This is a genomic window from Veillonella sp. AF36-20BH (assembly GCF_003602765.1).
GTDB classification, from domain to species: Bacteria; Bacillota; Negativicutes; order Veillonellales; family Veillonellaceae; genus Veillonella; species Veillonella hominis.
This window is the reverse complement of the sequence record NZ_QTLR01000004.1, coordinates 130,470-153,522: the sequence shown is the minus strand read 5'-3', so window position 1 is coordinate 153,522 and position 23,053 is coordinate 130,470. Positions and strand designations below refer to the sequence as shown.

Annotated in this window: 22 protein-coding genes; 13 read left to right on the top strand and 9 right to left on the bottom strand. The window is 37.9% G+C overall.

All coding sequences use genetic code 11. The features are described 5' to 3' along the window. Positions 1–126: 126 nt before the first annotated feature. Together DW000_RS06530 and DW000_RS06525 are read right to left on the bottom strand one after the other, a co-directional pair. A complete protein-coding gene (locus DW000_RS06530) occupies positions 127–741 on the bottom strand; it encodes a LysE family transporter (protein ID WP_004694005.1) in 615 nt (204 codons plus the stop codon). A gap of 135 nt (positions 742–876) precedes the next feature. After that, complete coding sequence (locus DW000_RS06525; RefSeq protein ID WP_024061052.1) at positions 877–1,917, bottom strand: YeiH family protein; 1,041 nt, start codon at positions 1,915–1,917, stop codon at positions 877–879. Positions 1,918–2,264: 347 nt separating this feature from the next. Here DW000_RS06525 and DW000_RS06520 point away from each other — a divergent pair, with 347 nt between their 5' ends. The 4 genes from DW000_RS06520 (at position 2,265) to DW000_RS06505 (ending at position 7,243) form a co-directional block, all read left to right on the top strand. Continuing rightward, the gene (locus DW000_RS06520; protein ID WP_012863820.1) at positions 2,265–2,810 is read left to right on the top strand and encodes a carbonic anhydrase; all 546 of its coding nucleotides are present in this window, start codon (positions 2,265–2,267) and stop codon (positions 2,808–2,810) included. A gap of 562 nt (positions 2,811–3,372) precedes the next feature. After that, complete coding sequence (gene bioD, locus DW000_RS06515; RefSeq protein WP_008603035.1) at positions 3,373–4,125, top strand: dethiobiotin synthase; 753 nt, start codon at positions 3,373–3,375, stop codon at positions 4,123–4,125. Between the two features lie 201 nt (positions 4,126–4,326). Then, entirely contained in the window at positions 4,327–5,715 is a 1,389-nt protein-coding gene (gene bioA / locus DW000_RS06510) for an adenosylmethionine--8-amino-7-oxononanoate transaminase (protein WP_120055672.1), read from the top strand. Positions 5,716–5,902: 187 nt separating this feature from the next. Further along, complete coding sequence (locus tag DW000_RS06505; RefSeq protein ID WP_008603031.1) at positions 5,903–7,243, top strand: anaerobic C4-dicarboxylate transporter; 1,341 nt, start codon at positions 5,903–5,905, stop codon at positions 7,241–7,243. Positions 7,244–7,324: 81 nt separating this feature from the next. On the opposite strand, the gene DW000_RS06500 is transcribed toward DW000_RS06505, so the two are convergent. The 3 genes from DW000_RS06500 to DW000_RS06490 all read right to left on the bottom strand — a co-directional run bounded on the left by DW000_RS06500 (position 7,325) and on the right by DW000_RS06490 (position 9,538). Further along, a complete protein-coding gene (locus DW000_RS06500) occupies positions 7,325–7,735 on the bottom strand; it encodes a Fur family transcriptional regulator (protein ID WP_008603029.1) in 411 nt (136 codons plus the stop codon). Positions 7,736–7,965: 230 nt separating this feature from the next. Then, on the bottom strand, positions 7,966–8,784 hold the full coding sequence (locus tag DW000_RS06495) for a metal ABC transporter permease (RefSeq protein ID WP_120055670.1): 819 nt from the start codon (positions 8,782–8,784) through the stop codon (positions 7,966–7,968). Further along, positions 8,777–9,538, bottom strand: coding sequence for a metal ABC transporter ATP-binding protein (locus tag DW000_RS06490; RefSeq protein ID WP_118091053.1), 762 nt, complete (start codon positions 9,536–9,538; stop codon positions 8,777–8,779). The genes DW000_RS06495 and DW000_RS06490 overlap by 8 nt, the downstream gene beginning before the upstream one ends. Positions 9,539–9,685: 147 nt before the next feature. Here DW000_RS06490 and DW000_RS06485 point away from each other — a divergent pair, with 147 nt between their 5' ends. From DW000_RS06485 to DW000_RS06470, 4 genes are all read left to right on the top strand, one after another. Beyond that, on the top strand, positions 9,686–10,600 hold the full coding sequence (locus DW000_RS06485) for a metal ABC transporter substrate-binding protein (RefSeq protein ID WP_004693983.1): 915 nt from the start codon (positions 9,686–9,688) through the stop codon (positions 10,598–10,600). Positions 10,601–10,951: 351 nt separating this feature from the next. Further along, the gene (locus tag DW000_RS06480; RefSeq protein ID WP_021147682.1) at positions 10,952–11,623 is read left to right on the top strand and encodes a hypothetical protein; all 672 of its coding nucleotides are present in this window, start codon (positions 10,952–10,954) and stop codon (positions 11,621–11,623) included. Positions 11,624–11,922: 299 nt separating this feature from the next. Then, positions 11,923–12,606, top strand: coding sequence for a hypothetical protein (locus DW000_RS06475; protein WP_120055668.1), 684 nt, complete (start codon positions 11,923–11,925; stop codon positions 12,604–12,606). 72 nt (positions 12,607–12,678) lie between these two features. Next, positions 12,679–13,308, top strand: a complete 630-nt coding sequence (locus tag DW000_RS06470; protein WP_120055666.1) for a hypothetical protein — start codon at positions 12,679–12,681, stop codon at positions 13,306–13,308. A gap of 56 nt (positions 13,309–13,364) precedes the next feature. Here the strand turns inward: DW000_RS06470 and fliB are convergent, their stop codons facing one another. Further along, positions 13,365–14,270, bottom strand: coding sequence for a flagellin lysine-N-methylase (gene fliB, locus DW000_RS06465; protein ID WP_120055664.1), 906 nt, complete (start codon positions 14,268–14,270; stop codon positions 13,365–13,367). Between the two features lie 160 nt (positions 14,271–14,430). Between fliB and DW000_RS06460 the strand changes: the two genes are divergently transcribed. The 3 genes from DW000_RS06460 to DW000_RS06450 all read left to right on the top strand — a co-directional run bounded on the left by DW000_RS06460 (position 14,431) and on the right by DW000_RS06450 (position 16,567). Then, entirely contained in the window at positions 14,431–14,994 is a 564-nt protein-coding gene (locus DW000_RS06460) for a PepSY domain-containing protein (protein ID WP_004693970.1), read from the top strand. Positions 14,995–15,509: 515 nt separating this feature from the next. Next, positions 15,510–16,130 carry a hypothetical protein gene (locus tag DW000_RS06455; RefSeq protein ID WP_004693968.1) on the top strand — a complete coding sequence of 207 codons (621 nt, stop codon included), beginning with the start codon at positions 15,510–15,512 and terminating at the stop codon, positions 16,128–16,130. Between the two features lie 158 nt (positions 16,131–16,288). After that, a complete protein-coding gene (locus DW000_RS06450) occupies positions 16,289–16,567 on the top strand; it encodes a hypothetical protein (RefSeq protein WP_004693966.1) in 279 nt (92 codons plus the stop codon). 531 nt (positions 16,568–17,098) lie between these two features. Here DW000_RS06450 and alr read toward each other — a convergent pair. After that, the gene (gene alr, locus DW000_RS06445; protein ID WP_120055662.1) at positions 17,099–18,211 is read right to left on the bottom strand and encodes an alanine racemase; all 1,113 of its coding nucleotides are present in this window, start codon (positions 18,209–18,211) and stop codon (positions 17,099–17,101) included. A 310-nt stretch (positions 18,212–18,521) separates the two neighbouring features. Between alr and DW000_RS06440 the strand changes: the two genes are divergently transcribed. Further along, complete coding sequence (locus DW000_RS06440; RefSeq protein ID WP_120055660.1) at positions 18,522–19,472, top strand: NAD(P)-dependent oxidoreductase; 951 nt, start codon at positions 18,522–18,524, stop codon at positions 19,470–19,472. A 14-nt stretch (positions 19,473–19,486) separates the two neighbouring features. Here the strand turns inward: DW000_RS06440 and DW000_RS06435 are convergent, their stop codons facing one another. Continuing rightward, complete coding sequence (locus DW000_RS06435) at positions 19,487–20,050, bottom strand: TetR/AcrR family transcriptional regulator (RefSeq protein WP_120055658.1); 564 nt, start codon at positions 20,048–20,050, stop codon at positions 19,487–19,489. 200 nt (positions 20,051–20,250) lie between these two features. Between DW000_RS06435 and DW000_RS06430 the strand changes: the two genes are divergently transcribed. Continuing rightward, a complete protein-coding gene (locus tag DW000_RS06430) occupies positions 20,251–22,146 on the top strand; it encodes a cation-translocating P-type ATPase (protein WP_024061717.1) in 1,896 nt (631 codons plus the stop codon). 119 nt (positions 22,147–22,265) lie between these two features. Here DW000_RS06430 and pflA read toward each other — a convergent pair whose 3' ends face one another. Then, complete coding sequence (pflA, locus tag DW000_RS06425) at positions 22,266–23,042, bottom strand: pyruvate formate-lyase-activating protein (protein WP_004693958.1); 777 nt, start codon at positions 23,040–23,042, stop codon at positions 22,266–22,268. Positions 23,043–23,053: the final 11 nt, after the last annotated feature.

The window sequence follows — 23,053 nt, the reverse complement described above, 5'->3', positions numbered from 1 at the left end:
TGAAAAAGTCGTTAGCAACTTGCTAACGACTTTTTTCTTTTTTGTACATCATCTATTTGTATTTTTCTTATATAGTTATGATGGTATTAGTGATTTAGACTTCTCTTTGTATCTATGACTATAACCTTACAAAAAGTCTCTTAACATCATGAAGCCATCAATACATAGTTTGATACCGTAAATGACGAGAACCGAACCACAGAAACGGTTAATCCATGCCATATGAGTAATTTTAATTTTTTTAGCTAGTAGATGCATTGTAGTAGCTAGAGAACCAAACCAAATTGGTGTCATAACTAAGAAACCAGCGAAAAAGTGGTAGATGCTTTCTTTTGGAATATTAGCTTGAAAAGCACCGAGCATCATTGTCGCATCTAGAATGGCTTGAGGATTGCCCCATGATACCGCAATGGCTGAGACAATAATTTTTCTAATCGGAATATGTGTGTCCACATTGCGCATGTCTGGTTCAGTTTTAAATATATTAAAGCCCATATAAACAATGAGGAGGCCCCCAAAGAGTAGAACTATGAGCTTTGTGAGTGGCCACATTTCAAGAACGGCACCAATACCATAGAAGGCGGCAGCACTTAAACTCATGTCAAAAAACGCTAGTATGATTAGCGTCAATATAATGCGACGGACAGGTTGCACCAAGGCCGTATTAATAATGAAGAGGTTTTGCATGCCAACAGGGGCAAACGTAGCGAGGCCGACAAGAAGTCCTTGTAAGAAGTACATATTAACCCTCCTGACTATGGTATGATAAAGTACTAATAAGGTGAATAGTAGCACGAAACCCCTCCATTACTGGAGGGGTCCTTACTATTCTATTCATATATAATTATAACATAATATACAATATATGTATATTTTCTACCATAAACCTATCATATGTTGTGCCATAAGGCTTACGACAGAAATAGCAATCCAGCAACAAGCACCTAAGGCTAGAGCAGAGCCGCCGGATTTTAATAATTTTACAATATTTGTATTAAGGCCGATTGCTACCATGGCCATTGTAATAAAGTATTTGGAAATTGTTTTGAAGATACTCAAGAATTGAATATCTACATTAGCATAGGATAATGCTGTTGTGATAAGGGAGCAAAGTACAAAGTATAAAACGAATCTTGGGAAAATCTTAGCAATACTAACGTTTGCACCATCTGTCTGAGAGGCATTTTTCTTGGCTTTGTATACTTGATAACTAGCGAGGCCTAAACATATAGGAATAATAGCTAGGGTACGTGTTAGCTTTACGATAGTAGCATATTCCAAAACTTGAGTGCCCGTACCTTTCATACTATCCCATACAGCAGCTGTTGCTGTTACAGAAGAAGTATCGTTAACTGCAGTACCAGCGAACAATCCAAAGCCCATGTTAGAGAGCCCAATGGCGTCGCCTAATTGAGGGAATACGAAGGCGGCTACCACATTGAAGAAGAATACAACAGAGATTGCTTGTGCAATATCATGATCCTCTGCTTTAATAACTGGTGCCGCTGCAGCAATAGCGGAACCACCACAAATGGATGAACCAACACCAATGAGGACTGCTGAGTTAGAGTCAATATGGGTTAATCGATAAATAACATAGGATACGATTAACGATGTAGCGATGGTAGAAATGATGACAGGTAAAGAAATCCAACCTACATGTAGAATCTGTGTAATGTTAAGACCAAAGCCCAACAAAATAACGGCCCACTGTAAAATCTTTTTGGATGTAAATCCAATGCCAGCACCTGTTTTTTCCCGTTTCCAAGAGGTGAAGATAGAACCGATAATTATACCTAAAATGATGGCAAAGATTGGACTACCTACTAGATGAAATTGCTGTCCTAGTAGCCAACAAGGAATAGCGAGAATGGCACAGAGCAAAATGCCTGGCAACGTTTTTTGATTGATACCCATTATAAAACCTCCTTACTGTACATACAGTTCACGTCATATGCGGTATCATGTGGCGTTTGCTTTCTATAGTGTTAATAGTACCATAGGAAGGGTTTTTAAATCTACTATATATGTCAGAATTATACAGAATATTCATCGCATTTTTGAAGTTTTTATATGATTAATATAAATAAAAACAAATTATAAGATAGGAGTTAATATTATTGAGTTAAAGATTTTGTATAATCGTAAAATTCATAATAATAATTTATAAGTTGAAATTTAAACTTGTTTTGTGATGAATAAGGTGTATATAATGAATAGAATCTATTTCAGGTGGAAATAGAGTATATAAAGTGAGGACCCTTATGATTGATATTACAAAAATAATTGAAACCAATAAAGAATATGTGAAACAACACCCTGAGCTACCAAAGGCGGGGCTAACAAGCCATCCTACAAAAAAGTTAGGCATCGTAACTTGTATGGATACCCGCTTAGTAGGTATGCTAGAAGAAGCACTAGGCTTTAATCGAGGTGAGATAATTGTCATCAAAACTGCAGGAAATAGTGTAACACAACCTATCGATAACATTGTGCAAAGCTTGCTCGTTGCTACCTATGGTATGGAAATTGAAGATGTGCTAATCATCGGTCATGAAAACTGCGGTATGATTGATTTTTCTGCTACAACATTCATGGAATCTATGAAAGCGAAAGGTATTAGTGAAGATGCTATTCGCATGATTGAACCGGGCCTTATCGACTGGATGGATCGATTCCATATCTCTGAAGACAATGTAATTTATACAGTTAACTTCCTACGCCACCATCCACTATTTCCAAAAGGAATGGGGTTCTATGGAGGTATGATGGATCCTGATACAGGTGAATTTCGCTACCTCGAAATCTAGGCTAAGATTTGATGGGGCCCAAGTTGATTTGTACATTTAGGTGAAAAAGAACGATAACTAACCTCTACGCTCCAAAGCGAGCTAAGTCGCTAGTCGGTTAGTTATCGCCCTTTTTCTAACTGTACCTATGAATTAGTCCCATCAAATCTGAATGTCTATTAACGAGTTAGCGTAATTTTGCCGCATCAAGAGTGAACAGAGAAAGGGAATGGCTTAGCCATTCTCTTTTCTTGCTCTCTATATAGCCAACCTATTATTTTCGCATTTAAGGTTGATGGTAGGACTATATGGGACTATTACATAAGTACAGCCATAAAAATCACAGAACCTAGTAAAGCGCGACTTAGCTCGCTTTGGAGCGATGAGCTAGGTTCTGTGATTTTTAACTAGGGTCTCACTAATGTATTCGGGCCCCATATAGTCCTATTATGGTAAACCTTAAGCGTAATAATAGGTTGACTATATATTCCTTTTCGCTGTATATTGTAATTAGATTGTAAACTTAATCATATAAATTAGTTAACCTATGCGGCAGTAAGTATTCGCTTGAGAGGAGCTTTGTATGAAGCAGTTAGGTATTTCTATAATTGGTACAGATACAGATGTAGGTAAGACGTTTGTGACAGGGTTATTGGGGGCGATGGCTGTAGACGATGGCTTTGCTGTTGGTATGGTGAAACCTGTGTCTTCTAGTGCAGTTCCTTTCCCTGAATGTGTGACGATGGATGAGGATAATTATAATATTGGCCTTGAGAGTAAAGATGCAACACATTTGATGCGCTCCGCAGGTATTCCTGAATCTCGTCGTCATGAAGTGAATCCTTATGCTATAGCCGGTGATTTCTCTCCTCGCCTTGCAGCGGAATTGGCTGGTATCGAGATTGACTATGATGGCCTTGTAGAACATACATTAGATGTAGTGAGTCGCTATGACATAACCTTTGTAGAAGGTGCAGGCGGTATCACGACCCCTCTCTATGGAGATAAAACTTTCACGGATTTTATGAAAGATATCAAATTACCAGCTATTGTTGTAGCAGATGGTCGTCTTGGATCTATTAATCGCGCCGTTTTGACTTGCGAATATGCTAAGTTGCATGGTATCGAGGTGAAAGCTATTATCGTAAATGATACAACAGCTGTAGATCTGTTTTTGTTGAAAACAAATGTGGCAGATATGGAGCGTTACACAGGTGTTCCTGTAGTAGCTGTAGTGCCGCCATACCAAGGTCCGGATATTCAAAAGGTTCAACTTGGTTGGGCTCGATCTTTTATTGATTCTAAGGAATTATGGAACACAGTATTAGGTCTATAAATAATAATTGGCTGATTTTATATTAGCTATAGCAAGTTAATATATGTTAGAAGTGATATTGAGTACATATTAACAGTAATTTTGAGACGTATTAAATTTGTGATTTAGCATACCTTAGATTGGGCAACTTAATTTAGTTTATATAAGGTATATGTGATAGAGAGTTATAGTTTGTAAACTTAGTAAGTATGAGGTGACGAAATGGCAGAGAAACAGCTTTCACAAGCAGCACAATGGGACCACGAGTTTGTATGGCATCCATTTACACAAATGCAAGATTGGCTAGCACAAGAACCAGTAGTAATTGAACGCGGTGAGGGGGTATACCTCATCGATGAGAACGGTAAAAAGTATTACGATGGTGTATCCTCTTTGTGGGTTAATATTCATGGTCACAACCATCCTGTATTGAACCAAGCATTGAAGGATCAAATCGATAAAATTGCGCATAGCACGTTATTAGGCCTCGTAAGTCCTCCGTCTGCACAATTGTGTAAAGAACTTGTAGAGCTTGCTCCAGAAGGCTTAGATAAAGTATTCCTCTCTGATGATGGCAGTACAGCTATCGAAGTGGCTATTAAAATGGCGTACCAATACCGTCAACAAGTAGGGCAAACGAAAAAGACTAAGTTCATTGCCCTCAATGCAGGCTATCATGGGGATACATTAGGTACCGTATCCGTAGGTGGTATTCAATTATTTCACCAAGTATTCCATAATCTATTATTTAAACCATTAACATTGCCAAGCCCTGGTGTGTATAGAGATTTGGCAGATCGAGATAAAGCTTTTGAAGAGTCGTTGACTGAATTGGAACGCATCCTTAACAAAGAAGGCGATGAAATTACAGCTCTTGTTATGGAACCATTGGTGCAAGCAGCGGCAGGCATGCTCGTAATGCCTCACGGTTATTTGAAACGGGTTCGTGAGTTAACAGAACAACACGATGTATTCCTCATCGTTGACGAAGTAGCTACTGGCTTTGGCCGAACTGGCAAATTCTTTGCTTGCGAACATGAAGGAGTATCTCCAGATTTTATGACCTTATCCAAAGGCATCACTGGTGGGTACCTTCCATTAGCAGCAACATTGACTACACAACGCGTATTCGATGCATTCCTCGGCACCTTTGAGGAAAAGAAAACATTCTATCATGGTCACTCCTATACTGGTAATGCCTTGGCCTGTGCCGTTGCGTTGGCTTCTTTGAAAGTATTCCGTGATGAAAAGGTAATTGAACAATTGCCTGCTAAAGTAGAAGCTTTCACAAAGGCCTTAGAACCTATTAAATCTTTGAAGCATGTGAAAGAGGTTCGTCAGCGGGGTCTCATCGTAGGTATTGAACTTGAAAAAGATGTGTCCACCCACGAAGCGTATCGCCCAAATGATGCGGTAGGTGCTAAGGTGGCAATCCTTGCCCGTGAACAAGGTCTTATTTGCCGCCCTATTGGCGACGTGGTTATCCTTATGCCTCCATTGGCATCGACTGTGGAACAATTAGAGGACATGGTTCGTATTGTAGGTGAAAGTATCCAACGTGCAACTGAGGAAGAGGGGATACTTGAAGATATGCGCCCAATTATTTTATAATGCTAAATTAATTATTGAAAAGCTACACCTATTGTCTTTTGTTAGTAGTTTAAGGCAATGGGGTGTAGTTTTTTTGCATAACATATCGAAATTTCGTCATATTTTAAACTATAGACTATACATTGCCAAAATTCGATGATTATTTAGCATATCTATGATACTATATATGTATAAAGGAGGTCATCGTATGGACATTTATGTAATTATGCAAGTTATTATTTTATTTGGTGCCATCTTCCTCGGTGTTCGCCTAGGTGGCATGGGCATCGGTTACGCTGGCGGCCTTGGGGTTGTGTTGTTAAGCCTTGGTATGGGGATGTTTCCGGGACAGATTCCATGGGATGTAATTCTGATTATCATGTCTGCTATCGCAGCCATCTGTGCCTTACAGTTAGCCGGCGGTCTTGATTATTTGGTGCGCATTGCTGAAAGTATTTTGCGTAAAAATCCTAAGCATATCAACTATTTGGCACCAACTGTTACGTATTTCTTAACTATTCTAGCGGGTACTGGTCATACAGCATTCTCTATGATTCCAGTAATCGTAGAGGTGGCGAAAAGTGAAAACATTAAGCCATCTGTGCCATTATCTATCGCCGTTGTAGCAAGCCAAATTGGTATCACAGCGAGTCCTGTATCGGCAGCAGTAGTTGCTATGAGTGGGTTCCTTGAGCCATATGGTGTTAACTATCCTACATTGCTCGCCATCTGTATTTCCACAACATTTGTAGGGGTTATGATTACGGCATTTATCATGTCTACCTTTGCGAATAATGATTTATCTTCTGATCCAGTGTATCAAGAACGTTTGGCGGCAGGTCACGTGGCGCCACCTCGTGAAAAAAGCACTGATTTCCACTTAAAACCTGGTGCAAAAACTTCAGTATTGATTTTCTTGATTGGTATCATTTGTATCGTATTCTACGCAACAGCAATTTCCAAAAACATTGGTATTATTAAACCAGTTATCTTTGGTCGAAATGATGCTATCATCGGCTTTATGATGATTATTGCGGCTGCTATCACATTCTTCTGTAAGCTTGATACAGCAGAACTTGTTAATACAAGTACATTCAAATCCGGCTTATCCGCTTGTGTCTGTGTACTAGGCGTAGCATGGTTGGGTGATACCTTTGTAAAAGGTCATATCCCTGAAATCAAAGCGCTCGCTTCTAGCATGGTAACAGCATATCCGTTCCTATTGGCGGTAGCGTTCTTCTTTGCAAGTACATTGTTGTATAGTCAAGCGGCAACTACGCAAGCTTTGGTACCAGCTGTAATTCTAGCTCTCGGTATTACACCAGAGAACACAGGATCCGTTTATATTATTATCGCATCCTTTGCAGCTGTATCTGCACTCTTTGTATTGCCTACATATCCAACACTTTTGGGGGCTGTACAAATGGACGATACGGGCTCTACACGAATTGGTAAACTCGTATTTAACCATCCGTTCTTCATACCTGGCGTACTTGCTATTGCCATCTCCGTAGCACTCGGTTTCTTAGTGGCTCCGTTGATGCTGTAATTGGTGAAAGCTAAATACGGTTAATTCCAAAGTATACGCTAAAACGTTAAAGGACGTAACTACAGTGTTACGTCCTTTTTGTTATTTATTTTTATCCTTACAGTTTCTACAGATTCCAGCAATCTCTAAGTGATGTTCCGTCACAGTAAATCCTGCTTTGCTGAGTTCTTTAGGCATTTCTACGACAGGACAGGTATGGAGTGGTATCATAGCACCACAGCTCGTACATACAGCATAGTGGCGGTGTGTATGAGGGGTGATTTCATAATATGCCATATCACTACCCATGAGCGTGGTACGTGTAACGATACCCTTAGTTTCTAATAGTTCAAGTGTACGGTAGATAGTAGACATCCAAGTAGTGCTACCGTCACCTAAGCGTTCTGCGATTTCAAGGGCTGTAATGGGTTTATCTGTAGTTGTTAATACAGACCAAATGGCTTCGCGCTGTTTGGTCTTTTTTATGCCTTCTGGCCAAGTTGTTGTATTCATAGCTCTCTTTCGATTCTATTTTAATACTAAACATGCTATACACCTGTATAGTTAAATGACTTATATGGCTAATAGAATATCAAATATGCTATCGCATTTGGTTAGATATATTTTTATATTTAACTAGTTATATTTTTTAATCTACTAGCTGTATTATTTGACTCTAACTAGTTATATTACTCTAACTAGCTATAATATTTATGCCTAAATATATAAATTATTGTTTTAGCTTATCTACTAAACTGAAAGCGTCGTATGATGGTGCGAATATTTTTAATGACTAACACTACCAGTAAAATACCTACCGACGTTAGGGACACGAAGCCACCAGGTGCTACGTTAAGGAAGTAGGATCCAAAGAGTCCAATGATCATAGCGAGCAAGCTAAATCCAATGGAGCATAATAAAGTTATTTTAAATCCTTTTTCTAATTGTAATGCAGATGCTACAGGTAACGCAATCATGGCACTCAATACGAGGACACCAACAATTTTAATAGAAATTGATACGGCTGCAGCCATTAAGATGGCAAAGATATAGTTAATAAAATCTACCTTAACACCTGCTACACGAGCGGCCTCTTCATCATAGGCGATGTAAAGAAGTGAGTTGTATAGGAAATATAAGGTGAGTACAGATAAGATTGTAAGCACAGCAATACTAATCATATCAGTTGCGTTTACCGTTAGGATGCTACCAAAAAAGAATACATTTGCGTTAGCCTTTAGTTTGCCTGAGCTAATAAGCGTAATAGCTGTACCAATGCTGAGGGATAAGATTATAGTAAGAATCAAATCGAGATGGTGTGAAAAATATTTTCGCAAGAACTCGATGAGTGCACCGCAGATAGCAGTAAAGATAAAAGCCCCTAAAATTGGATTAGTATTCGTCAATAAACCTAGCGTAATACCTGCTAGAGATGCATGACTCATGGTGTCCCCAATCATACTGGAACGGCGTAGCACCATGAAGATACCAATACATGGACATAAAAGAGAAATACAAATCGCTACGAAGAAGGCATTTTGCATGAAATCATAATTAAACATGGTGCACCTCCTCAATTGTGGTATCATCGGCCTGAGCCTGAGACTCTGTTGTTACATCTGTGAAACAGGAGCAGTTTTTGTGATCTATTGGATTGCGACCTGTACTGTGCATGATTTCACTAGCATATTGCTCAGGGGAGCAAAGGTGACCTTGACCATTTGCAATATGGTAGATATTGGTAGAGTTGGCGAGAGCCATTTCGATATTGTGCTCAACAGAGATAATCGTAATATGGTGCTCTTGGTTCAAATTTCGAAGTAGAGCATAGATGCCCTCTTGGCTTTTTCTATCGATACCTGTTGAAGGCTCATCGAGGATGATGAGGTCAGGCTTACCGATGAGGGCGCGGGCGATAGATACACGCTGAGCTTGTCCACCTGAAAGTTTGCTGATGAGACGGTCTTTAAATTCCGTCATATGGGTAAGCTCTAATACGCGATTGACTTCCTGTTTATCCTTAATCTTTAAAAGTTTACGGTAGGAATCGAGGATTTCTTTTACCGTAATAGGAAAGCCTGCGTGAGAGAAGTCATTTTTTTGAGACACATACCGAATATTATTGGTGCTTCGCTTGATAGAGCCTTTTACAGGGGTAAGAAAACCTAAAATGAGACGGAGCAAGGTACTTTTACCACACCCATTATCCCCAACGATGGATATATAATCACCACTGTGAATATGTAAATTAAGGTCATTTAACACATAAGGCGGTTGACCTTGATAGGAAAAATAAAGATGTTCTATTGATAACATATGAAAACCACATTTCTGATTGACAAAATTCTAAGTAAGTTTATACTATAACTATATTACAAATGCAACTGAGTCGCAACTGCAACTAAAGAATGGTTTATATTCTGTATAGGCATAGCGATCAGGTTTTTACAAAGGAGGACTACGATGATCAAGAAACTGATTTTGTTAGTTGTAGGTATTATGATGGCTGCTTTATTTGCAGGTTGTGGCAACGATGCACCGAATGCACAGAAGGAACAAGCAAGTAAAAAAATCCAAGTGGTAACAAGCTTTAATGCAATGGCTGAGTTTACTAAGGCTATTGGTGGTGACAAGGTAGAGGTATCTACTATTATACCAGATGGCGTAGAACCACATGATTTCGAATTGAAGCCTGAAAATATGAAACAATTGGCAACAGCTCAAGTATTTGTGTATAACGGTTTTGGTATGGAGCCTTGGGCAAAACAAGCTATCGAAGCAGCTAAAAATGATAAACTCGTATCTGTTGTAGCTACTGAAGGTGTTGAAGCTATTAAAAATACTGACCCAGAAGAAATTAAAGAACATGGTGCAGAAGATCCTCATGCATGGTTATCTTTGAAAAATGCTAAAATTGAAGTGAAAAATATCAAGGATGCCCTTGTAAAAGTTGACCCAGCAAACAAGGATTATTATGAAAAGAATTATACTGAATACGTTGCTAAATTAGATGCAATGATTAAAAAATATGAAGAGCAATTCGCTAAAGCTCCGCATAAAAACTTTGTTACAGGCCATGCAGCATTTGCGTACCTATGCCGTGATTTTGGTTTAGAACAAAACAGTGTGGAAGATGTATTTGCTGAAGGTGAACCTAATGCAGCACAATTGGCTAAACTCATCGAATACGCTAAAGAAAACCATATTACTACTATCTTTGCAGAAGAAATGGCTAGCCCAGAAGTATCCAAAACTTTGGCACAAGAAGTAGGTGCTAAGGTAGAAACTATTTATACTATCGAAAGCAACGAAGATAATAAAACATACTTAGAACGTATGGATGAAAACCTTACAAAAATTGCAGCATCTTTGCAATAAGATAAACGAAAAGGCGGCCCCTAGTGGGGCTGCTTTTTTGCGTTATAATAGGTTAGAATAATGTCTTAAAATTTGAATTATATAGTATAATATATTAATAGATGAAATAAAAAGGAAACCTAATATGGTTATCATTAATAAATCAGGGGTTGCTGATGAAAGGGCTTGACCATAGTTATTATTTTGAAGGGGCAAGTTACCTATAAGCAATTTGGTCTAAATCTTTGGATAACGGGAATTTCTTTTTACATAATATCCTTCATCTTTGGTGTGGGAGGTATAATGTTGTCCATGACGGTTTAAATATAGTTTGTGTTACAATTAAAGAAATATAGGTGTTTTGGAGGTTTTATGGAAACAAAATGGTATTCAGATATTTGGCAGCTTGTGGTAGCTCCCTTTAAACGCGGTATTCCACAGATTGTAGAGCATGGATCTTGTCGAAAAGGGTTCTATGCTACAGTAGCTTTGGCATTGGTGGCATTCGTATTTTCAAATATTCTACCTACTTTTTTGAGTATGATATTTGTGGATAAACTTAGTGTTGCACTTACTGGTGCGGCGGCTCTTTCTGGGGCCGGTATATTAGGCCTAGCGGTTGGCTTGCTATTTGCTTTTATTGGTATTGCTATTTATTCTGCGATTTTCTCTTGGGTCGCCAATAAATTTGATGCCCATACTACATATGAGTCTGTGTTAAAAATCATGTGGTACGAACAAGCTTATAATCAGATTATGGGCTTAGTATATTTCATTGGCTTCCTATTACTATCATTGCCATTTTTGCTGCTACTAGGCTCTCATCCTGATTCTACAGTAGGTAGTATTGTATGGATAACTATTATTATATTCGCAACGATAGCTTTTGCAGTCTATACATTCTGGGTATGCTTAACATTATTGAGTCGCCAAATTAATAAATCCCATTTAGCAACTTTTGGCATTTCTATTATTACGAGTTTAATTCCTGTAATCATTTTAGGTATCTTGATTGGTATGGTAGTACTTGCTAGTTCCAGATAATTACATAACATGAAAAATATGAAAGGGGCTGTAATAAAACAGCCCTTTTCTACTAAAAAGCTATTAGCTGATTATATATAATCTTCTAATAGCTTTTCTCTGTATTTTATAAGGAAAAAGGCTTGAAAGACCCATTACATTGGGATAATTAAAGTATGAAAAGATATGTGTTTTGTGCTATAATGATGAACGGAAAATGAAAAGGAACTATTTTTTATAGTTCCTTATTGTGTGTTGTATGTTATAGTATTCAAACTTAAATGTTGTGTATGTATATTGTGTAAAAGGTGGTGATACCTATGATGGTGGGTTTAATGCAGTTTATCTATCGTTTATTAAACCCTATTGAAGAGAATAATCCTCGTATGTATCACTTTGATATTGCCTATGGGCAACTCATAGGAATGCTGCTATTAACACTCATATGTTATCAATTTACTATTGTAGGTGAAGGCGTATATTTAGATGCTATACGTGTGTTTATACGCAATTCTTCGTTATTAGTAAGGTGGGAATCGCTATCTCTTCCAGTAGGTCAACATGAAATACAACTTTTTTTGGAACAGATGGGTAGTCCTAGAGAATTTTGGAATATGGGTCGCTTTGCATGGGTAATCGGAAAAGTTATTTTCATGGCATGTATCATTATAGTTTATGCGGTTGCTCAACAGCGTAAATTTTATGTTCGAACTGTTACAACTGGTATTTTGCATATCATGTCATTTGCTCAACTTGTTGTGGCATTGATTACTTTTACAGCAGGGATTATGCTGATTTTAACTTCGGTACCATTAATACTGCAAGCAATCATTGGCTTCTGTATGATTGTGCTATGTGTTTTAAGTACCGTATTATTGTTACAAACTATTGGACGTATTGTGGGAGCATGTATTAATGGGACCCCTTATGAAGGTTTGATTCTAATGTTGATTGCTCTTTTGGTAGCACACGTGTTTGAATGGATTTATATGTTGACTCGATAAAATACATATGATATATCTAGGACGAGACATAGCTCGTCCTTTTTTACTAGTTTTAAACTAAAAGGAGCATTTATGACATGGAATAAGGATATATTGCATTTATTTACCAGGCTTAGCGAACAATCTTTTCAGAATATTATCAATTATGGATCTCATACAAGAGCCATTCTGAATCTAGTCGTATCTACTATTGTATTATATATAATGACCTATAGCTTACCGTTTATGGTGAAAGTTATATCTCCAATGCTCGGAATTAAACGGATTACTGGGTTAACTCATTTTGATGTAATTAGTATTTTAGCAAGTTCTGTATTTTTAATTTTTCAAATTATCATCGGTTCATTTGTTATATGGCGCTTACTTGTTTTATTAGGTGGTCGTGGTACTTATGGTGGGGTATTGCGCAATTATATATATGGATTAGCTTATACAAATGCACTTCGCACGGTTGTCTTAGTATTAATTCATATACTAGGGATTATTTTTTTCTCTTTGTCTCTTCAAAAATATGTAGGGGATATGGCCTATCTTATTACGATGTTCAGCCAGTATTATGCTGTGTTCATTGCAGCCCAATTAATGAGACGTTATGTTGAACTAGGTATCGTTAAAACTTATATTGTTATGTTTGTTGTGGCATTATTATCTGTCTCCGTATTGCCTCAATGGATTCGTTTTGTTCATACATTATTTAAATAATATATTGTCATAAGAATTAAAAACCGCAAGATAAATATCTTGCGGTTTTTTGCTCATTAACCCAGTTGAGCTTCGTAATGTTGTAACAATAGTTCTACATTATTTTCGTCGTATTCGATTTGTTGTGACCATCTTGCAACTTGCTTTAAGGGTTGTCCCTCTAATGCGCTGGCTATAAGTATATAGTCAGTACCATCCTTTGCATAAGCTAAGATAGATTCCAAGGAATAGTCTGATAGCATATCGATTTGGCGATACAATATATATTGGTACACTTTGTTAAATAGGCTCATATCCTCTTGCTGTATATAGGTCTGTACGGATGTGATGAGTTGGTCTAGTTTACTAGATAATGTATTAACTTGTGCTGTCCAATTCTCATCGATGGGTTCCGTTTGTTTATATAGGTCTAATAGTTCTTTGAAAGACTGTTTTGAGGGCTTTGGCGTATATTTGAATAGATTAGGATCTAAATCAAAGGCTAATAATTCAAAAACATTGTGGAGTGTTAATCGCTCCTCAGAATTGAATTCATTATGGTCATCTTCAATTGTAAAAAGGAGTAAGTCCATTGGTTCTTGTCGGGCCAATAGTTCAACCGAAGCTTCACAAGATAATCCAACGCCACATAGTTCTAAGTCTTCAATGTATTTATAAAAGCGTGGATGCATATGACAGGTATCACAAAGTCCTTCTTCTCCCAATTCAAGAACTACTTTGCATAGACCTTTTTCATTGAGTAAGGGACACATAGGTTGTGCTTTAGAAAAGATAAAATGACTGCCTTCATCATCAACAGTGATGGCTTGGCGTAAGCTTTTACCAAGAGAACCTGTCATGGAATGATAACGTTCAGCAGTAGGCTCATCTATATCGATGGTCCACAGCTGACAACATGTATTTTCGCATTGATCGGCCTTGCATTGAAATGCGTGATATATAGTGGGGTAAATTGAAATCATAGTTAGCTCACATGTAGTTACAAAAATGAATCTATGTGCATTGTATCATAGGGCGTAGGTATATGCACTAATTATATAAATAAAGATTATAAACCGCGTTGATTTAGTGTATAATTGTATATATATTGTTATGATAACTGTTTGAGATATGGAGGAACCAATGAGATCATTTTTTGTAAAAGGTAGCCTTGTATTGGCCTTGGCAGCGGCATTTGGCATGCCAAATGCAAGTGCAGCCCCTTTAGTAGCTGTAGAGCCAACTGTGGCAGTTGTTGATGGCAACCATGCGGCGATTGTAGGTGCTAATGGTTTATTAAATGCTTTTATCCAAAATCATCCAAATGCAGGAATTACGGAAATCGCCTTTGATGCAGATGGAGGTCAAATTAAGTATGATGTTGAAGGTTTTGATGAATCTGGTAAGTATGAGTTAACGTATATCTATGCTACTAATCAAATCTTTGAAAAGCGCGAAGGGGACTTCCATAAATCACTAAAGAAAAAATCGTTTGATCCTCGGGAAATCTTACCGCCTGCAGCTGTGGTGAACTTTGCTTACGCCCAAACAAAAGGTAAAGCTGTGAGCCTTAATGAATGGGCTGTGCGCTATGATAAAGGTAAAATTGTCTACAAAGTTAGCTTTGGTACAGCAGATAATAAAGAGGTACATGTGCGTATGGATGCAATGAACGGTAAATTGCTATCTGTTAAATTTGACGATTAATATATGATTGACTAGTTATTATATCTTAATAGTGCCTAGTTATTTTATTCTGAATATAATAATTAAATGCCTTAATACTATTTTTCTTAAAAAAATAACTAGTATTGAGGCATTTTTTGTGAAAGTTTGCTCATGAATGTGAAATTTTAGATATCGATACGTATATTTTGAAGCCGTTTATCCCTTATATATGGGATAAACGGCTTTTGATATGTTTTTCATGGAATTTTTAAGTATAAAGTAAATCCCATAGGATTTCATAGGAATTATATATAAATTCATTCTAAACTCACTATAAAATAAGCTTTTAACAGTGCTTCTACATTTTGACTTCATAGACTGTCGATAGTATGTGTACCAGTCGAAAGACAAACTCAAGTATATCTGAAATTTCCAAGCTATATATCTACAAGTCCATGCTAGATATATGTTTTGGAACTTACATGATGACATTGAGTTGACTGGAAATATACATGCGTAAAGTTGCATGTATATGAATTAATAAGGAGGACAATATGAAAAAATCTATTTTAAAAAGTAGTATTGCTTTAGCAGTGGCTGGCGTATTTGGTGCCACTGTAGCTGTAACAGCAGCTGAACCAGTAACTCCAATGCCTGTTACGCAAGAAACAGCGAGTACAGCGACTCCAGCACAACCAGTTACTGATCCAGTAGTTCCTACTGTAGCGGTGGCTCCAGATGTGGCTACTACTGCAGTTGCACCTAAAACTCCGGTAGCTCCTGTAGCAGAAGCTAATCAAGTAGGTACAGCAGTTCGTAATACTACACCAGTTCCAACAGCTACACAAGATGTTAAAACACCAGTAGCTCAAGAAACTGTAGTGCCTAGTACAGAAAATCCTGCAGCAGCGGTCCCTTCTATTGAAACTGCATCTGTAGCTAAAGCTCCTAGTGAACCAAGAGTAGTACGCAGTGGTGATAAAAAATCTGATTCTGTAGCGAAGCATGGTAAAGAAGTTAAAAATACTAAAAAAGCTGCAGTAGATAAAGCGCCTAAAGTAAAAGTTGTGAAAGACGAAAAAAAAGCTGATAAAGAAGAGCCTACTAAAGAGGAAAAAAAAACTCTAAAAGTAGAAAATCACAACCTAGCACAACCAACCAGCAAGAAGGCGTAGTAGACCAAAATAGTATTTTCGTAGTTGGTGCTAATTATTTAATTGACCAATTCGAAAGCAAATTTGGAAACTCCAAAATTACAAATGTATCTTTCAAAACTCAAGGTAAAACTGCCATCTATGAAGTAGTTGGTTTTAATACTAGTGGTGCTCATTCTATGACTCTAGATGTGGCTACTGGTAATGTAACTGATGGTACTCCTAAAGCATACGATGCATCCATGGAAGCTAGTGCTATTGATGCCGGAACAGTAATACCTCCACATGTGGCAATTAATGCAGCTTTCGTACAGTCTGGCAAGGTAGCGACTGGTATTAATGCGTGGTCTCTTGCTAATCAAAATGGAAAATCACTATATACCATAGAGTTCCATGATGCACAAAATAAACCGATATCCGTTGTATTGGATGCTAAAACAGGGACGGTAGCAAAATAAGTTGATCTCCTATTCTATAGCGCTGTAAAGCAAACCCTTTCAAAAACGAACACTAAGCACTCAAAACTATACACACATAACATAAGTACACTTACACACACATACACAACACATAAAACACACAAAAACACACACAATAAACAACACACACAATAAACAATTACACACAGCCCTCTGGATTGGATAGACAAACATTGACTCTCTCCTATGCCGTCTGTCGTTCAGAGGGCCCCTTATGAATTGTGGTTCCCTCCGAATCATAAGATTATATACTTGGTATATATACTCTCTCTCACAATAAGAACGTAACTGCTTTACAGCACGCTGGGTATAGGAGAGCAAGAAAGCCCGTATCACATGTAGACCGCTGCATGTGATACGGGCTTTTTTTGTAAGAAAATTTCTTTATATCAAATGGTAGATATAAGATTATAAGTTTTTAGTAAAGGTAAAAAGAGCAGATGTTATAGGAAGCATCTGCTCTTTTGTTATGAATATAGACTCTTATGAGATCTAACATGGTTGTTTTATTTATATATATTGTCGCGGTACTCGTTCTGAGAATCCACAGAATATTTCGTATGGAATAGTAGAAGCAAGGGCTGCAATTTCTAGTGCAGAAATACTTTCATGACCTTGGGAACCTAGAAGAACCACCTTATCGCCTGGCTTTACGGTAATTGTATCTGGAACGGCGACCATGAATTGGTCCATACAAATGCGACCTACTACAGGGCAACGCGTACCATGAATCAGTACGGTACCTCGATTGGATAAACTCCGAGGATAACCATCCGCATAGCCTACCGGGATAGTAGCAATCGTCATTGGCTCAGTTGTGATATAGGTAGACCCATATCCGATACCTTCGCCAGCAGGGATATGTTGCACATGAACAACTTCACTATGGAAGGATAAAACTGGCTTTAAGCCCAATCGATTTGGTACATCAAGGGATGGCATGATACCGTATTGAATAATACCAGGGCGAGCATCCGTAAATAAGCTGTCTTTGACAGATAAGAGACCTGCACTGTTGGCGAGAGAGAAGCGGTAATCTGCTTCTGGACGGAATTCCCGTATTTCATCTACCATGCGATGAAATTTTTGCGTTTGGCTATGGGCGTGTGATTGATCCGCTGCATCAGCATTGCTCATGTGGGAGAAGAATCCGTCTATTTCCAAATTTTCGTAGGACTCAATGCGTTTGATAAACTCAATGGCATCCTCAGGCTTGATACCGATGCGATGCATGCCTGTATCAACGGCAACAGCAACGCGAATAATCATGTCGTGATTATCAGCTACTTTATTGAGTGATTCCAAGTCGGTAGATTCACAAACGGCAGGAATCGAATTAGTGTCTGCCACAAGTTCAAAGGATTGTGGCCTTGTGAGTCCTAATAAATAAATAGGTACCATAATACCTGCATTGCGAAGTGGTACGGACTCCTCTGGAATAGCAACGGCTAAGGATTCGTAACCTTCCTCCACGGCAATACGACCCATCATAACACTGCCGTGGCCGTAGCCATTGGCCTTGATGACAGCTGTAGACGTACTCCATTCAGGTAAACTATCTTTAATTTTACGCAAATTCTCGCGAACGAGACTTGTATTTATGGTCAAATAGGTAGGTCTCATTGTATTCCTCAATTCTATATAACATTACTTTTATTTTATAACTTTTGGGGAATTACACAATACTTTTGTGAAAGTTATATACAGAAAAATGAGTTTTACTTTGAATTTTATAGGATTTATACATATATTATATACAATTATTGTGAAAGTATACTAATTAGTTGTGAAAGTATATTAATTGGTATAGGTAGTTGATATATAATAGAAGTTATTTTAGTATAAAATTATATAAATAATAGTATAATTTATGTATAATTTATATAGAAGTGGTATTACCTATGTTTTAGGCTATTCAATTTAGGAGGTTCTCATGAGTGAACGTGTAGTAGTGGTAAATGCAGGTAAAATGAATTATGACCATGCATTGGATTTCTCCATATTATCTAATGATGTGCAGGTCTACGAAGATAGTACGAATGCTGAGCTTATTGAACGGATTCAAGGTGCTCGTGTTGTGGTTACAAAAGAATTGCCTGTAAGTGCCGAATTGCTTTCACAATTTCCTGATACTGTAGAGCTTATCGTAGAAGCAGGTACTGGCTATAATAATATTGACCTTGATGCAGCAAAGAAAAAGGGCATCACTGTGTGCAATATTCCTGCGTATAGCACAGAGCGTGTAGCACATACAGTGATCATGATGATCCTCAATTTTGCTTCTACCATGCAGCAACAAATTGGTATGCTTGTTAAAGGTGATCGCAGCAATTTCACGAAATACCTTCAAGTGAGCCATACAGAAGTGAATGGTAAAACATTAGGTGTTGTCGGAGCTGGTCACATCGGTATGGAAGTCATCAAAGTTGCAAAAGCGCTAGGCATGAACATCTTAGTGCATACACGTACACCAAAGGCTGATGGTGATGGCATTCGTTATGTGAGCCTTGATGAACTGCTAGAAAATAGTGACTATATTTCCTTACATTGCCCGCTAAATGACCAAACTAAACATCTTATTAATAAAAAAACAATCGGTAAGATGAAGCCTAATGCGGTCATTGTGAATACGGGCCGTGGACTTCTCATTAATGAAAGGGATCTTTGTGAAGCATTAGCCGCTAAACGTATCGCTGGGGCCGGTCTCGATGTACAAGAGGTAGAACCACCAGTTGAGGATAGCCCTCTTTATACCCTAGATAATGTTATCATTACTCCACACATGGGTTGGAAGGGCCTTGAAACACGTCAACGCTTGGTAGGAATCATTCGTGACAATGTACAAGCCTTCTTTAAGGGTGAACCAATCAATGTTGTATCTTGATAAATTTTAAATAATTATATAATAGGTTCTATAACGGCATGGAAGTAATTGTCTAATTCTGTAGGCGATTCTTTCATGCCGTTTTTTACCCACCATAACACCATTTCCACAAAGCTACCTGAAATATGATTAATAATAAAGTCATCCGGTAGATTTGTATTTGCTTTACGGTCTTGATTGATGAAATATCCTTGCATCAACTCATTTAGATGATCTCTAAAATAGCGCAAAAAGATTTCGTTATTATCACTAGCTAGTAGTTCGAGGATTTTATTTTCATTTTGCTGTAAATGTTGTAATAAATGACCAAATACTGAGACGGGGTAAACACTTTGTTGATAAAGACCATGAGCATGAGGTAAATGATTAATACTATCTTTTATATGTAAAAACAAGTCTTCGCAGAGGGCTTCTAGTAATGCCTCTTTTGTGTCGAAATGAGCATAAAATGTGGTGCGTCCAATATCTGCAGCACTAATGATTTCCTGAACGGTGATTTTGTCATATGCCTTATTAGATAATAAGTCGTTAAAAGCTATAAATATGGCTTTACGAGTCCTTTTCTGTCTACGATCCATATTAACTCCTGTCATACTTTTAGTACAAAACATCATATATGTTCCGTAATGAACATATATGATGTTTTATATATTGTATTAAAACCATAGGTTGATACAATTAAAGTGAACAAAGTGTTCGCTATCGTAATTATTGTACTGTAAGTATAGTTATAATTCAATTCATATTGATAGTGAAAGTCTGATAAGGGGATTGCTGTATGGTACATCGAATACATGATATATTATCTGGTTTATATATGACGATTTTAGCAGGGCTATTTTTACTGCTTGATGGGATTCCGCATTTGATAGAGGAGTTTGGTGGACAGAGTCCGTTTCAAAATATATTCCCTTTTGAGCCTTCTTGGGTTACCGTTATTATTTGTGGTTTTCCTCTTGTGTATTTATCTATTCGAAGGATCGTATATAATAAGGGAATTAGTAAAATCTCATCAGCTCTATTGATTTCCATGGCTATGTTTGCAGCCGTTGCCATCGGAGATATATTTGCGGCTGGTGAGGTAGCGTTTATTATGGCTTTAGGCGCTCTCCTTGAAGAATCAACTACGGAGCGAGCAAAAAAAGGGTTAAAAAAGTTAATTTCGTTAGCACCTGTTAAGGGTCGTAAAATACAAGATAACAAAGAAATAATGATTTCCGTAGAGTCTATACACCGTGGTGATTACTTACGAATCCTTCCGGGCGAAACGATACCTGTAGATGGGCGAATCATTAACGGTGAAACAACGGTAGATCAATCCATTATGACAGGAGAGTCTATACCTGTTGATAAAACAATTGATGATGATGTATTTGGTGGAACTATTAACTGTTTTGGTGCCATAGATATTATAGCTACTAAAGTGGGCGAAGATAGTTCTATTCAAAAAATGATTCAGCTTATTCGAAATGCAGAACAGAAACAGGCTCCGATTCAGCGCATAGCTGATACTGTTGCTAGTCGATTGGTGCCTATTGCATTGATGATTGCATGTATAGGCTATCTAGTAACTGGAAATATCATCGTCGGTGTTACTGTGTTGGTTGTGTTTTGTCCTTGTGCATTGGTGCTTGCTACACCTACTGCGGTTATGGCCGCTATTGGTCAAGCTACTAAACATGGCGTTATTATTAAATCTGGTGAAATTCTTGAAACTATGGGAAAAGTAGATACCATGGCATTTGATAAAACCGGCACATTAACACGTGGTCAGTTATCAGTTCAATCTATTTTAGCCGTTGATACAGATTATAGTGAGATTGATATTCTTCAATTAGCTGCATCTGTAGAGGCTAAGAGCGAACATCCTATTGGCAAGGCTATCGTTTCTCATGCCATAGAGCAAGATTTAGAAATACTTGATACTACTTCATTTACGATGTCTGTAGGTAAAGGGATTATAGCCGTAATAAAAGGTCGGGAATTATATTGTGGAAATGAACGATTTCTTGAAGAGCATAATATTATTGTATGTGATTCTATTCAAAAAGCCATTAATGTATATCGAAGTGAAGGAAAGGTATCTGTCATTATTGCAGATAAAGAGCATATTATAGGTATCATTACATTATCTGATACAATGCGAAATGATGCGATAAATATGATATCTGCTATCTCAAGCTTAGATATGACAACAGTATTACTTACTGGTGATAGTAAAGAAGCAGCTACATATATTGGAAAGAAATCTGGCGTTTCCGAAATACATGCGGAGCTTTTACCAGGAGAAAAAGTAAGTATTATCGAATCATTGCAAGGGAAACATCATAAGGTTTGTATGGTTGGCGATGGAATTAACGATGCACCGGCTATGAAGACTGCTGATGTGAGTATTGCAATGGGGACTATTGGTAGTGATATTGCCATAGAAACAGCAGACATTGCTTTGATGAGTGATGACCTTAGTAAAATTCCTTATATTAAACGATTATCAGATGCTACGATTAAAACTATAAAATTTAGTATTGCTTTATCAATGGTCATTAATTGTATCGCTATTATTCTCTCATTGCTTGAGGTTTTGACGCCTACTACAGGTGCATTAGTGCATAATGTGGGATCTTGTTTAGTGGTCCTCATCGCTGCCCGTTTGTATGATAGAAAGTTTATTTAAATGCAATAAGAGCCGTCCCCGGTTGTATGGGGGCGGCTCTATTGATTAGGGCTATCATAGATCAAGTCTTGGTATATATATTTATATATATCAAGGGAGGTAGTTATCCTCAAACTTGATTATGATTGATGTTGTGTTTTGATGGGACTCCACCAATGGCGTCTATAGGCCTTGATGCCTTCCACCACGGTTCTTGTCGCTTTAGCTGCAATATCTTTCGTTGCAGCTGGGATGCCCTCTAGGCGATAGGGAATACCTAACTCCTTATATTTAGCAATACCCATAACGTGATAAGGTAAGCAGTCAACGGCTTGTAAATTTTTCAGAGATCCTAGGAAAAAGCCTAGACGATAGTGACGATCGGCATTATCTGTAATCGTAGGGACTACTACGTGACGAACCCAAATCGGAACTTCCACGTCTGCCGTCAATCGAGCAAACCCGAGAATGGGCTCTAACGGTTTACCCGTTAACCATAAATGCTTGGCTGGATCGATTTCCTTAATGTCTAGGATGACGAGACTAGTTACACTGAGTAATTTACGGTATGCCACCTCTTGGTGGGGGTCAAAACAAATTCCACTTGTATCTAAACAGGTATGGACGTTTCTTTCACGGAAATATGTGAAAAGCTCAATAACAAAGTCGATTTGCATAAGAGCTTCCCCACCTGTGACGGTGATACCACCATTAGTATAAAATTGGCGGTTACGTTCGTACTGGTCCCATAATTCCTTTACGGTCATGAATTTAGCATTATCGCTAGTTTCATCCCATGTATCAGGATTATGGCAATAAGCACAGCGCATGGGGCATCCTTGAAGAAATACCACCATGCGCATGCCTGGACCATCAACCGTACCCATCGTTTCAACCGAATGAATACGTCCAGTCATAGGAAACCTCG